Source organism: Escherichia sp. E2562, assembly GCF_005781075.1.
Classification (GTDB): domain Bacteria; phylum Pseudomonadota; class Gammaproteobacteria; order Enterobacterales; family Enterobacteriaceae; genus Escherichia.
This window is the reverse complement of record NZ_VATM01000005.1, coordinates 179,031-192,366: the sequence shown is the minus strand read 5'-3', so window position 1 is coordinate 192,366 and position 13,336 is coordinate 179,031. Positions and strand designations below refer to the sequence as shown.

11 protein-coding genes and 6 tRNA genes are annotated in these 13,336 nt (G+C 50.1%); 10 read left to right on the top strand and 7 right to left on the bottom strand.

The window, feature by feature from the left end; all coding sequences use genetic code 11:
- Positions 1-205: 205 nt before the first annotated feature.
- The 3 genes from FEK43_RS09840 to FEK43_RS09825 form a co-directional block, all read right to left on the bottom strand.
- Positions 206-2,395, bottom strand: coding sequence for a sensor domain-containing phosphodiesterase (locus FEK43_RS09840; protein WP_130207356.1), 2,190 nt, complete (start codon positions 2,393-2,395; stop codon positions 206-208).
- A 208-nt stretch (positions 2,396-2,603) separates the two neighbouring features.
- Positions 2,604-2,679: transfer RNA gene (locus FEK43_RS09830), tRNA-Ala, on the bottom strand.
- Positions 2,680-2,718: 39 nt separating this feature from the next.
- Positions 2,719-2,794: transfer RNA gene (locus FEK43_RS09825), tRNA-Ala, on the bottom strand.
- Positions 2,795-3,014: 220 nt separating this feature from the next.
- Between FEK43_RS09825 and FEK43_RS09820 the strand changes: the two genes are divergently transcribed.
- Positions 3,015-3,374 carry a YfeC-like transcriptional regulator gene (locus FEK43_RS09820; RefSeq protein ID WP_130207360.1) on the top strand — a complete coding sequence of 120 codons (360 nt, stop codon included), beginning with the start codon at positions 3,015-3,017 and terminating at the stop codon, positions 3,372-3,374.
- Between the two features lies 1 nt (position 3,375).
- A complete protein-coding gene (locus FEK43_RS09815) occupies positions 3,376-3,768 on the top strand; it encodes a YfeC-like transcriptional regulator (RefSeq protein ID WP_130207362.1) in 393 nt (130 codons plus the stop codon).
- A gap of 52 nt (positions 3,769-3,820) precedes the next feature.
- On the opposite strand, the gene gltX is transcribed toward FEK43_RS09815, so the two are convergent.
- Positions 3,821-5,236, bottom strand: coding sequence for a glutamate--tRNA ligase (gene gltX / locus FEK43_RS09810; RefSeq protein WP_130207364.1), 1,416 nt, complete (start codon positions 5,234-5,236; stop codon positions 3,821-3,823).
- A 258-nt stretch (positions 5,237-5,494) separates the two neighbouring features.
- Between gltX and FEK43_RS09805 the strand changes: the two genes are divergently transcribed.
- The 5 genes from FEK43_RS09805 (at position 5,495) to FEK43_RS09785 (ending at position 7,242) form a co-directional block, all read left to right on the top strand.
- Positions 5,495-5,570 (top strand) — tRNA-Val (locus tag FEK43_RS09805).
- Positions 5,571-5,614: 44 nt separating this feature from the next.
- A tRNA-Val gene (locus FEK43_RS09800) sits at positions 5,615-5,690 on the top strand.
- Positions 5,691-5,736: 46 nt separating this feature from the next.
- Positions 5,737-5,812, top strand: a tRNA-Val gene (locus FEK43_RS09795).
- Between the two features lie 4 nt (positions 5,813-5,816).
- Positions 5,817-5,892 (top strand) — tRNA-Lys (locus FEK43_RS09790).
- A gap of 351 nt (positions 5,893-6,243) precedes the next feature.
- Positions 6,244-7,242, top strand: a complete 999-nt coding sequence (locus tag FEK43_RS09785) for a bile acid:sodium symporter family protein (RefSeq protein ID WP_135407484.1) — start codon at positions 6,244-6,246, stop codon at positions 7,240-7,242.
- Here FEK43_RS09785 and FEK43_RS09780 read toward each other — a convergent pair.
- From FEK43_RS09780 to zipA, 3 genes are all read right to left on the bottom strand, one after another.
- Positions 7,239-7,457, bottom strand: coding sequence for a DUF3820 family protein (locus tag FEK43_RS09780; protein ID WP_111948453.1), 219 nt, complete (start codon positions 7,455-7,457; stop codon positions 7,239-7,241). The two genes, FEK43_RS09785 and FEK43_RS09780, sit on opposite strands and share 4 nt — an antisense overlap.
- Before the next feature lies 1 nt (position 7,458).
- Entirely contained in the window at positions 7,459-9,474 is a 2,016-nt protein-coding gene (gene ligA / locus FEK43_RS09775) for an NAD-dependent DNA ligase LigA (protein WP_130207368.1), read from the bottom strand.
- A gap of 70 nt (positions 9,475-9,544) precedes the next feature.
- Complete coding sequence (zipA, locus tag FEK43_RS09770) at positions 9,545-10,525, bottom strand: cell division protein ZipA (RefSeq protein ID WP_130260672.1); 981 nt, start codon at positions 10,523-10,525, stop codon at positions 9,545-9,547.
- Positions 10,526-10,754: 229 nt separating this feature from the next.
- Here zipA and cysZ point away from each other — a divergent pair, with 229 nt between their 5' ends.
- The 3 genes from cysZ to ptsH all read left to right on the top strand — a co-directional run bounded on the left by cysZ (position 10,755) and on the right by ptsH (position 13,312).
- Complete coding sequence (gene cysZ / locus FEK43_RS09765; protein ID WP_130207372.1) at positions 10,755-11,516, top strand: sulfate transporter CysZ; 762 nt, start codon at positions 10,755-10,757, stop codon at positions 11,514-11,516.
- A gap of 184 nt (positions 11,517-11,700) precedes the next feature.
- On the top strand, positions 11,701-12,672 hold the full coding sequence (gene cysK / locus FEK43_RS09760; RefSeq protein WP_000034402.1) for a cysteine synthase A: 972 nt from the start codon (positions 11,701-11,703) through the stop codon (positions 12,670-12,672).
- A 382-nt stretch (positions 12,673-13,054) separates the two neighbouring features.
- On the top strand, positions 13,055-13,312 hold the full coding sequence (ptsH, locus tag FEK43_RS09755; RefSeq protein WP_000487600.1) for a phosphocarrier protein Hpr: 258 nt from the start codon (positions 13,055-13,057) through the stop codon (positions 13,310-13,312).
- Positions 13,313-13,336 lie beyond the last annotated feature (24 nt).

Here is a 13,336-nt window from a genome sequence, read left to right as displayed (position 1 = left end):
GGATAATTCCCCGGCTTCAGTTTGTTGACAAAGTGTGCTCTGTTTATGCCGGATGTGGCGTGAACGCCCTACCCAGCCTACAAAACAACGCAAATTCAATAAATTGTGTTTCCATGTAGGCCTGATAAGCGCAGCGCATCAGGCAATTGTCCGTTTGTCATCAACCTCAAATGCCGGGGATAATTCCCCGGCATTTTTACGCCTGTTAATCAACTAATGGTTGCGGGCGACCAATTAAATACCCTTGCAGATATTGCACCCCGAGCTTATGCAATAGCGCCTGCTGCTGTTGCGTCTCGACAAACTCCGCGACCACACTCAATGACTTCGCTTTCGCCAGATCGGTAATTGATCTCACTATCATCGCATCCAGTGTATTAGTGACGATATCCTTAACGAAGACGCCATCAATCTTGATGATATCAGCCTGCAAACGTTTTAACCGTTCGTAGTTGGCATAGCCTGTGCCAAAGTCATCAATCGCAATACGGAAGCCAAACTTATGCAGTTGTTCGATATTGTACATACTGCTTTCTGCGTTAGAAAACGCCTGCTCCTCGGTGATCTCAATAATCACAGCCTCCGGGGAGACACGGTAACGTTTAAACAGACGAATAATTCGCCCGGCGATATTCTTTTGCAGCAGAGTGAGCGGCATTAAATTGACTGAAAAGCGCGGGCCTTTCTTGTCACAAGGGTGGGTTGCCAGCCACTTCAGCAGGGATTCCAGCACCTGTAAATCGAATCGCGCGCTAAGGTTAAACTGAGCAATAAGGGGCAGAAACTTATCCGGGGTCATAATGCCGCCGTCATACTTCAGTCGCGCGAGGATCTCATCATAACCTTCACCCTCTTTGTTGCGAATTGGCTGGGCGTAGAGAAGCAAATCACCCTGATCTAACGCCGTGCGAATGGTATTCAGCAATAGCACCTGTTTAGTGGTCTGCCCGGAAACCATCTCCTCTCTGCTGTCCAGCGCCAGCACATGATGATGTGCGCAGGATTGCTCCGCCAGCCAGCTTAACTGCCCCAGCATTGGCTGCAGAGTATCCTGATTACCGTCAAAACGTCCCCAGGCAGCACCATAGCCCATATCCAGCCCGGTATTGTTCCAGTGGATTTGCCGACTGTTGAGAATGTTAACCATATGCTGTAACCGCCCTTCCGTTTCCGGCCCGGTCAGTACCAACAGCAATTCGCTCCCCGGCAATTGATACAACTTTTCGTTTTCCTGCATCAACGGCAGCAATGTACGGTAAATTGAGCGAATACAATGAACGCGCATCATTAACCCGTAATGGCGACTCATAAACTCAAGATTATCAATGCGCAGACAGCAAAAACTCTTACCAGCCTCTTGCTCCTGCGATTGCTCCAGTGCGCGAAAGTTGGGTAATAGCGTTAACGGATCGGTCAGTGCCTGCAAATGCCAGCGACGGTTAAGCCATTCGCTACGATAATAAATGCGTACCATATAGAGCAGGCAAACGCTAAAGGAAATCAGCACTGCGAGAATAAATGCCAGCGAATATTCGGTTAGTACCCCTTGCAAAAAGTTCTGGTTGTAATTCAGAAGGCAAAGCGTTGAAACAGCCCAAGTGAGATTTAAAAACGGATAGCGAAGCTTACCGACACCGAGGGTAAAGATGATAAAGAAAACAGGTACCAGATAACCGGCAATAAAGTCATTTTCATACGGTGTGCACATCAGAAGTAGCAACACGCTAAGAGCTGCCAGCCAGCTTAAGGTAAATGCGCGTTTCTCTTTGCTCAACGACGGAGCGATATCCCTACGCCACAATATCTGTGCAAAGTGGGGACTTACAATCATGCGGGTGAGATAGTAAAAAAGCATGTTGTAAATCAGCACTGCGGTGAAAAGGCTTAGCAAATCAACGACCGTGAAAATGGCATCCGCATCGCCGAAAAAGGTAGATATCTTTAGCGGGAAATCAAAGAAGCTCCCCACAAGATACATGCTGCATTTGATGCCGATCGGTGTCACCAAACCAAGCCAGAACAGACGTTGCCAGACATATCGGCTGGTCAATCCATAACGCCAACGCGTCCCCAGCTGCCAGCGTAATATTGCGCAGGCACACAACACGACAAACGTCTGGCTACCGAGCATGACCGCGGTCTGTAAAAAAGAGAGATGAAAGTTCCACAGATTGGTGCAAAACATCCCGCATAAAACAGGAACGACACCGCGCCAGCCAAAGATAAACAAGATTGACAGCATTACGCACAGTGGCATCCACGCCAGGAAAATATAGCTGGAATGGATAACAGCAAGTGGCGAGATAAAACGGGATAGCTGAATAAGTACCACGGTGAGCGTAAACGCTAGTGCAAATATCTTGATATTTTTTATCAGGTTATGCTCCACAAACATGAGTACACTACTCTCACTGATCGGGGTTTTAAGGCACACAAATAATATGTTTATTCGCATCGCGAAGCAAACAGGGACCGACCTGTTGCCGATATTTCATCCAATGATGTTTCCAACAGGCAACACTAACCTGGAAGGTAGACTGTATTACAAAAGCGGCAAAAAGCAGAGACAAAAAACCCCCGCTTCGCAGCGAGGGTTTGAAATTTGGTGGAGCTAAGCGGGATCGAACCGCTGACCTCTTGCATGCCATGCAAGCGCTCTCCCAGCTGAGCTATAGCCCCACGAGTCGTTTACGTACCAAATTTGCTGGGTGCAAAATTTGGTGGAGCTATGCGGGATCGAACCGCAGACCTCCTGCGTGCAAAGCAGGCGCTCTCCCAGCTGAGCTATAGCCCCATCACGTAAAGCTTGTCGAGTTGACGGGCGGCATCATATGAATTCCGCCCGAATGTGTCAACGGCAAATTGCAAGGCGTAGTTTCAATCGCTGAAAAATCAGGCAAATGAACTATTTTGGATAGTCGCTCGCATTCAGTAGTTATTCCTGTCACGGTTTCTTGTAAAGTGGTGTTATAAAATGAACCACTAATAGACCCGCAATCATTCAGGGAATTGTTATGTTCAAGGAGAGGATGACGCCAGATGAACTTGCCAGGCTGACCGGTTATAGCCGCCAGACCATTAATAAATGGGTACGCAAGCAAGGCTGGACGACATCACCAAAACCAGGTGTCCAGGGTGGCAAGGCCCGGCTGATTCACGTCAATAAACAAGTTCGTGAATATATTCGTAATGCAGAACGTCCGGACGATCAAAGAGAGGCACCTGAACTGTCTGCCGATACGCCTCTTGAAGTGCTGCTGGTGACGCTGGCGAAAGAGATGACGCCTCTTGAACAAAAACAGTTTACATCCTTGCTTCTGCGGGAAGGGATTATCGGATTATTACAACGCTTAGGGATTCGCGACAGCAAATAATATGAAAAGATTACGTAATAAAATGACCACCGAAGAGCTGGCGGAATGCCTGGGTGTGGCTAAACAAACTGTTAACCGTTGGATCAGAGAAAAAGGCTGGAGAACGGAAAAATTTCCCGGCGTGAAAGGAGGTCGTGCCAGACTTATTCTGGTCGATTCGCAGGTTTGCGAGTTTATTCAGAACACGCCTGCGTTCCATAACACACCAATGTTGATGGAAGCTGAAGAGAGAATTGCTGAATACGCTCCTGGAGCACGCGCCCCGGCGTATCGACAAATTATCAACGCGCTAGATAATATGACTGACATTGAGCAGGAAAAAGTCGCGCAATTTTTGTCACGTGAAGGAATTCGCAATTTCCTCGCCCGTCTCGATATTGACGAATCAGCATAAATAAAAAAACGGCAGGATATTATCTCCTGCCGTTTATCTTTTTATACGCTAATTACTGCTGATTTTCGCGTTCAGCAATAAAGGCCAGCGCTTTGTTGATACGCTCAATGCTACGTGTCTTACCGATCGCGTGAACGGTAACGTCCAGCGCCGGAGACTGCCCCGCACCGGTAACGGCGACACGCAGCGGCATACCAACTTTACCCATGCCCACTTCCAGCTCATCCGCCGTTGCCTGAATTGCGTGGTGAACATTTTCCGCCGTCCAGTCAGTGATAGCAGACAGTTTATCGCGCACTACTTCCAGCGGCTGACGCGCTACCGGACGCAGATGTTTTTTCGCAGCATCGGCATCAAACTCAGCAAAATCTTCGTAGAAATAACGGCAGCTTTGCGCCATCTCTTTGAGCGTTTTGCAGCGTTCGCCCAGCAGTTTCACCAGCTCAGCAAGCTGCGGACCGTTACGGGTATCAATATTTTCCTGCTCGATGTGCCACTGTAAGTGAGTAGCCACATACTCCGGCGGCAGCGCGTTAATATAGTGATGGTTCAACCACAGCAGTTTGTCAGTGTTGAACGCACTGGCAGATTTGCTGACGGCATTCAGGGTGAAGTACTTGATCATCTCTTCACGGGTGAAGATTTCCTGATCGCCGTGAGACCAGCCCAGACGCACCAGATAGTTCAACAGTGCTTCTGGCAGATAGCCGTCGTCGCGGTACTGCATTACGCTGACTGCACCGTGACGTTTGGACAATTTTTTACCGTCATCACCGTTGATCATAGAAACGTGCGCGTAAACCGGTACGGGCGCTTTCAGTGCTTTCAGGATGTTGATCTGGCGCGGCGTGTTGTTGATATGGTCTTCACCACGGATGACGTGAGTGATTTCCATATCCCAGTCGTCAACCACCACACAGAAGTTATAGGTCGGAGAACCATCGGTACGGCGGATAATCAGATCATCCAGCTCCTGGTTGCTGAACTCGATCGGACCACGGATCTGATCGTCAAAAACAACGGAACCTTCCTGTGGGTTAGCAAAACGTACAACGCACGGTTCATCATCAGCGTGATGTTCATGGCTGTGGCGGCAACGGCCGTCATAACGCGGCTTCTCGCCTTTTGCCATCTGCTCTTCACGCAGCGCTTCGAGGCGCTCTTTAGAGCAGTAGCATTTATAGGCAGTACCCTCTTCCAGCATCTGATCGATCACCGCGTTATAGCGATCGAAACGTTTGGTCTGGAAGTACGGGCCTTCATCCCACTCCAGACTCAGCCAGTTCATGCCATCCATAATGGCTTCGATAGCTTCCGGCGTGGAACGCTCAAGATCGGTGTCTTCAATACGCAGCACGAACTCACCGCCGTGGTTACGTGCAAAAAGCCAGGAGTAAAGAGCAGTACGCGCGCCGCCAACGTGCAGATAGCCTGTTGGGCTTGGCGCGAAGCGAGTTTTGATTTTCATGAAATGGCCTTACGTTTAGAAAGATGCCGACAACCGGCAAATCCTGGAAAAATTGAGTGGGCGATATTCTATCACTCCCGCCTGATTCCTCAATGTAGTTCGGGTTGCTACCTTACGCATTATTGTTTTCGTTGACAAATTGCGCAATACGGTCTGTTTTGTGATCGCCTTGCTTAAATTTACGACGAACGAACAATTTCTTTAGAAAATGCGTTGACTCATTTCCAACTCTCCCTATAATGCGACTCCACACAGCGGGGGTGATTAGCTCAGCTGGGAGAGCACCTCCCTTACAAGGAGGGGGTCGGCGGTTCGATCCCGTCATCACCCACCAACTACTTTATGTAGTCTCCGCCGTGTAGCAAGAAATTGAGAAGTGGGTGATTAGCTCAGCTGGGAGAGCACCTCCCTTACAAGGAGGGGGTCGGCGGTTCGATCCCGTCATCACCCACCACCTTCTCGCCAGCTAAATTTCTTGTAAAAATGTGAAGTACCGAAGTGGGTGATTAGCTCAGCTGGGAGAGCACCTCCCTTACAAGGAGGGGGTCGGCGGTTCGATCCCGTCATCACCCACCACTTCGGGTCGTTAGCTCAGTTGGTAGAGCAGTTGACTTTTAATCAATTGGTCGCAGGTTCGAATCCTGCACGACCCACCAATGTAAAAAGGCGCCCTAAAGGCGCCTTTTTGCTATCTGCAATACTCAAAGATTCGAACCTGCAGCAGGTTCGAGTTGAGCGCAGCGAACTCCGTGTAACATTCTTTATTCAATAAAATACCCGTTCTAAAACCAGCGCTGACCACGCTAAAACTGCTATGTACATCAGTAGTAATAACCTTCTGTGATTTTTTCGGCTGTCACATAGTTTCCTCAGTTAACAGCCCCTATTTGCCAACCAGGTGAAGCTCCCTCTGACTTCCCATTACCACGCACAAATTGATAAGCAATTCAGTTTTATTTATCAATCAGAACAACGCACAATGAAAGCATCGGTCATCTGGAGTCTTTATGAAACTTTTTCGTATCCTCGATCCTTTCACTTTAACCTTGATCACGGTGGTATTGCTGGCTTCTTTCTTTCCGGCCAGCGGCGGTTTTGTCCCCTTCTTTGAAAATCTGACCACGGCAGCTATTGCCCTGTTGTTCTTTATGCACGGTGCGAAGCTGTCGCGTGAGGCGATAATTGCTGGCGGTAGTCACTGGCGATTGCATTTGTGGGTAATGTGCAGCACCTTCGTACTGTTTCCGATTCTGGGCGTACTGTTTGCCTGGTGGAAACCGGTAAATGTCGATCCGATGCTCTATTCCGGTTTTCTCTATTTGTGCATTCTCCCGGCTACCGTGCAGTCTGCAATCGCCTTTACTTCAATGGCGGGCGGTAATGTCGCGGCGGCGGTTTGTTCTGCGTCGGCATCCAGCCTGCTGGGGATTTTCCTTTCGCCGTTGCTGGTCGGTCTGGTAATGAATATCCACGGAGCAGAAGGCAGTCTGGAACAGGTCGGTAAGATTATGTTGCAACTACTGCTGCCGTTCGTGCTGGGACATCTTTCTCGGCCGTGGATTGGTAACTGGGTAGCACGCAATAAAAAGTGGATAGCAAAAACCGACCAGATATCCATTCTTTTGGTCGTTTATACGGCATTCAGCGAAGCCGTCGTTAACGGCATCTGGCACAAAGTCGGTTGGGGTTCGCTGCTGTTTATTGTGGTAGTTAGCTGCGTATTGCTGGCTATTGTGATTGTGATTAACGTCTTTATGGCGCGTCGACTGGGTTTCAATAAGGCGGATGAAATCACTATCGTCTTCTGTGGCTCGAAAAAGAGTCTGGCGAATGGTATTCCGATGGCGAACATTCTGTTCCCCACATCGGTGATCGGTATGATGGTACTGCCGTTGATGATTTTCCATCAGATCCAACTGATGGTTTGCGCGGTACTGGCGCGTCGTTATAAGCGCCAGACCGAGCAACTGCAGGCGCAGCAGGAAAGCAGCGCCGGAAAAGTTTAAAGCGGACGTTTCAGGGGCTGGACCAGTTGCGTCAGCCCCTCGGTTTTAATCAGCAACGTGATTTGCATTAACTCACCGAGTTTGCCTGCCGGAAACTCATCTTTGCGGGCAAACCACAGCAGATACTCTTCCGGCAGGTCGATTAAGCGACGCCCTTTGTACTTGCCAAACGGCATCACCGTATTGGCAATTTCAATCAGCTGCTCTTTCTCCACCTCAGCTCCCCAGCAAACGCAGCATTTCAGCTTCGTCGATGACTTCAATACCCAGTTCCTGCGCTTTCGCCAGTTTAGAACCTGCAGCTTCTCCGGCAATCACCAGATCGGTTTTCTTCGACACGCTGCCCGCCACTTTCGCGCCCAGTTCGATCAAGCGAACTTTAGCGTCATCACGCGACATCTGACTTAAGCTACCGGTGAGCACCACGGTTTTACCGGCAAACGGGCTGTCGATCTCTTCCGCGTTAATCACCACCGGCGCAGGCCAGTGAACGCCTTCCGCCAACAGCTCGCTGATGACATTGCGGTTGCTTTCTTCGGCAAAGAAGTTGTGAACATGAGATGCCACCACGATCCCGACGTCTGGCACTTTTTGCAGCTCTTCAATCGAGGCTGATTCCAGCGCTTCCAGCGTGCCAAAATATGCCGCCAGACCGGCTGCGGTAGCCTCACCGACTTCACGGATGCCAAGGGCATAGAGGAAGCGGGCAAAGGTGGTTTCTTTCGCTTTTTCCAGCGCGTTAACCACATTTTGTGCCGATTTCGGCCCCATTCGCTCCAGCCCGGTAAGTTTGCCTGCGGTGAGTTTGAACAGGTCCGCCGGAGTGTGAACGTATTCTTTTTCAACCAGCTGGTCGATAATTTTGTCACCCATGCCATCAACGTCCATCGCACGACGGGAAACAAAGTGTTTCAGCGATTCTTTACGTTGAGCACCGCAAATCAGGCCACCAGTACAGCGGGCCACCGCTTCGCCTTCCACACGTTCCACGTCAGAACCACATACCGGACAATGCGTCGGGAATACAACCTCACGGGTATCTTCCGGGCGTTCAGAAAGCACGACGTTCACCACTTGTGGGATCACGTCACCTGCGCGGCGAATCACCACTTTATCGCCAATGCGTAAACCGAGACGTTCAATTTCGTCGGCATTATGTAGTGTGGCGTTGCTCACCAGCACGCCTGCAACATGGACAGGTTCTAGACGCGCAACGGGCGTAATCGCACCTGTACGCCCAACCTGAAACTCTACATCGCGCACAAAAGTCATTTGTTCCTGCGCAGGGAATTTAAACGCAACAGCCCAGCGCGGGGCGCGGGAAACAAAGCCAAGTTGCTCCTGCTGCGCCAGCGAGTTGACCTTAATGACTACACCGTCAATATCAAAGCCCAGCGTCGGGCGGTCTTCTTCCACTTTGTGGTAAAACGCCAACACGTCTTCTGCTGATTCGCAAAGCGTTACCCGATCGCTGACTGGTAATCCCCACGCTTTAAACTGCATTAAGCGGCCCAGATGAGTGTCCGGCAACTCGCCACCTTCCAGTACGCCAACGCCATAGCAGAAGAAAGTAAGCGGTCGCTTCGCAGTAATACGCGGATCAAGCTGGCGCAGAGAACCTGCCGCCGCATTACGTGGGTTAGCAAACACTTTTCCGCCCGTGCGTCGCGCCTCTTCGTTAATCTTCTCAAAGCCCGCCTGCGGCAGGAACACTTCACCACGCACTTCCAGACGTGCTGGAATATTCTCACCATGCAGTTTCAGCGGAATGGCGCGAATGGTACGCACGTTAGACGTGATGTCTTCCCCAGTAGTGCCATCGCCACGGGTTGCCGCGCTTACCAGTACACCATTCTCATACAGAATGCTGACGGCAAGCCCATCGAGCTTTAACTCGCAGCACCAGGTCACTTTTTCGTTGCTTTTCAGACGATCCTGTACGCGTTTGTTGAAGGCGAGAAAACTCTCTTCATCAAATACGTTATCCAGCGACAGCATTGGTACTTCATGACGGATCTGGCTAAAGGCTGCCAGCGGCGCAGCACCTACACGTTGGGTAGGTGAATCAGGGGTAATCAGCTCTGGGTGTTTGGCTTCCAGCTCACGCAACTCGCGCATCAGCCTGTCGTATTCAGCGTCGGGAATTTCCGGCGCATCCATCACATGATAAAGATATTCATGGTGGCGAAGCGTCGTTCGCAGTTCTGTCAGTTGTTGTTCGATTGATTCCATATCGCACCATCAATGCTAAAAACCCCCGACAAGCGGGGGTTCGAAAAGAAGTTAATTTGCCCTAAGTGTATCAGGCGTTGGCGTCTTTGACTTCGCGGATGATGTCCTGATACTCGCGCAGTTTCTGCGGAGTCATCATACGGCGCTGATCGTCAAGCACTACGCCGCCTACTTCATCGGCAATATGCTGCGCGGATTGCAGCATCAGCTTGAAGTTTTGCAGTTCATCACCGTAAGACGGCACCTGCATGAAGATAGTGACACCCGGCGTTGTGAAATCCTTCATTTCAGGATCAAAGGTTCCCGGTTTCACCATATTCGCCAGGCTGAATAATGCCGGGCCGCTGCCATCCGGGCTAAGATGGCGATGATAAATATTCATATCGCCAAAGATAAAGCCCGCCTGTTGAATGCTATTAAGAAGCAGTTCACCGTTTAGCTCGCTACCGTGATGCGCCGCGACGTTCATGATGATCACCGCTTCTTTGCGCTTCGGCTTATCCATCACAGGCGCTGGTTCAGCTACAGGTTCAGGCTGTGGTGCCGCTACAGGTTCCGCGGTCTGGAAAGTAGGCTGCGGAGCTGGAGGCACCTGCGAAACAACCGGCTGTTCAGGCTGCGGCGGGTAAGCCGGCTGCTGTACTGGCTGCGGTTGTTGCACTGGCTGCGGTTGCTGAACAGGCTGCGCTGAATGCGGAGCATGTTGCGGCGGTACCTGCGCTTCAGGCGGCTGCTGAACCGGTTGACGCGGTTGCGCAGACGCATAAGGCGGTTGGTACTGGTGTTGCGGCGACGGACGAGCAGCCTCATGCTCCTGGGCGTTAGCCGGGGCATGATTTACGCGGTGAACACGAACCTCACCAACGCCCTCATCATCTTCGACATCCTCGTCATAAGAATCGTCGTCACGTTTTGACTTCATTCGTTTTAGTGGCCGATCGCGAAACATAGAAGATCGTTCTTTACGGCTGGTCCAGAAACCATGTACCAGTAAAGCGATTATGGCGATCGCGCCAACAATGATTAATATCAGACGCAAATCCTGCATCATTATATTCTCTGTTGTTCTAACACCTTGCCACCACGGCAAACATTTACTCACTAAGAGTATTTGTCGATTACCTCAAGTGCAAGTGCACTATTAACTTTCACAGCACAAAGATAGATGAAATCGTGCTTTTTGCTGGTTTTTCGAACATATCCTAACTGTCCATTGCGCAAATACCCGGTAAAATACGAAGAACTTTCCTGGGATTGGTCAAAAGGAGCATATCCTGATTATGGTTTCAACATTCACATCTGCCTCACGCAGCGGTTTTTACTATTTTGCGCAAGGCTGGAAGCTCGTCTCGCAACCTGGGATTCGCCGTTTTGTCATCTTACCGCTGTTGATCAATATCTTGTTGATGGGAGGCGCGTTCTGGTGGCTCTTTAGCCAGCTGGATGTTTGGATCCCGTCGTTAATGAGTCACGTACCTGACTGGCTGCAATGGTTGAGCTATTTGCTGTGGCCTGTAGCGGTTATCTCCGTGCTACTGGTTTTTGGCTATTTTTTCTCCACCATCGCCAACTGGATTGCCGCACCATTTAACGGTTTGTTGGCTGAACAACTGGAAGCAAGACTGACTGGCGCTACGCCACCGGATACCGGTATTTTCGGCATCATGAAAGATGTGCCGCGGATTATGAAACGTGAATGGCAAAAGTTTGCCTGGTATCTGCCGCGCGCGATTGTATTGCTGATCCTTTACTTCATCCCTGGCATTGGGCAAACCGTTGCACCGGTGCTGTGGTTCCTGTTCAGCGCCTGGATGTTAGCCATCCAGTACTGCGACTATCCGTTCGATAACCACAAAGTGCCATTCAAAGAGATGCGCACTGCCCTGCGCACGCGCAAAATCACTAATATGCAGTTTGGTGCTTTAACCAGCTTGTTCACGATGATCCCGGTACTCAACCTGTTCATCATGCCGGTGGCCGTTTGTGGCGCTACGGCGATGTGGGTCGATTGCTACCGCGCTAAACATGCATTATGGCGGTAACAATTTACCGATTATTTTGTAAACATTATGTGTGGAACAGGGGTGGCTTATGCCGCCCCTTATTCCATCTTGCGAGCCATTATTTCCCTTCTGCATATAGATATGCTAAATCCTTACTTCCGCATATTCTCTGAGCGGGTATGCTACCTGTTGTATCCCAATTTCATACAGTTAAGGACAGGCCATGAGTAAGATTTTTGAAGATAACTCGCTGACTATCGGTCACACACCGCTGGTTCGCCTGAATCGCATCGGTAACGGACGTATTCTGGCGAAGGTGGAATCCCGAAACCCCAGCTTCAGCGTTAAGTGCCGTATCGGTGCCAATATGATTTGGGATGCCGAAAAGCGCGGCGTACTGAAGCCGGGCGTTGAGTTGGTGGAGCCAACCAGCGGCAATACCGGGATTGCACTGGCGTATGTGGCTGCCGCTCGCGGTTATAAACTCACTCTGACCATGCCGGAAACCATGAGTATTGAACGCCGCAAGCTGCTCAAAGCGTTAGGTGCAAATCTGGTGCTGACCGAAGGTGCTAAAGGCATGAAAGGTGCGATTCAAAAAGCGGAGGAAATTGTTGCCAGCAATCCAGAAAAATACTTGCTGCTGCAACAATTCAGCAATCCGGCAAACCCGGAAATTCATGAAAAAACCACCGGCCCGGAGATCTGGGAAGATACTGACGGTCAGGTCGATGTGTTTATTGCTGGTGTCGGCACTGGCGGTACGCTGACCGGCGTCAGCCGCTACATTAAAGGCACCAAAGGCAAGACTGACCTCATCTCTGTTGCCGTAGAACCAACCGACTCTCCCGTTATCGCCCAGGCGCTGGCAGGTGAAGAAATCAAACCCGGGCCGCATAAAATCCAGGGCATCGGTGCTGGCTTTATCCCAGCTAACCTTGATCTCAAACTGGTCGACAAAGTTATTGGCATCACCAATGAAGAAGCCATCTCTACTGCGCGTCGCCTGATGGAAGAAGAAGGCATTCTTGCCGGGATCTCTTCTGGCGCGGCTGTTGCTGCGGCGTTGAAACTACAAGAAGATGAAAGCTTTACCAATAAGAATATTGTGGTTATTCTTCCATCATCGGGTGAGCGTTATTTAAGCACTGCACTGTTTGCCGATCTCTTTACCGAGAAAGAATTGCAACAGTAATGCCAGCTTGTTAGAAATGCGTAAAAAAGCACCTTTTCAGGTGCTTTTTTGTGGCCTGCTTCAAACTTTCACCCCTCCTGGCATTGATTCAACTTGTCGGAACTGGTATTTAACCTGACTAATTATTTTGATGCGCGAAATTAATCGTTACAGGAAAAGCCTTAGCTGAATCGATTTTATGATTTGGTTCAAGTCTTCCTTTAGCGGCATAATGTTTAATGATGAACGAAACGTCAGCGGCCAACATCCGCCAGCAATGGACTGTATAGAGCACTTCGTGCGTCGCGTCTGTTAAAACTGGCGCTAACAATACAGGCTAAAGTCGAACCGCCAGGCTAGACTTTAGTTCCACAACACTAAACCTATAAGTTGGGGAAATACAATGTTCCAGCAAGAAGTTACCATTACCGCTCCGAACGGTCTGCACACCCGCCCTGCTGCCCAGTTTGTAAAAGAAGCTAAGGGCTTCACTTCTGAAATTACTGTGACTTCTAACGGCAAAAGCGCCAGCGCCAAAAGCCTGTTCAAACTGCAGACTCTGGGCCTGACTCAAGGCACCGTTGTGACTATCTCTGCAGAAGGCGAAGACGAGCAAAAAGCGGTTGAACATCTGGTTAAACTGATGGCGGAACTCGAGTAATTTCCCGGGTTCTTTTAAAAATCA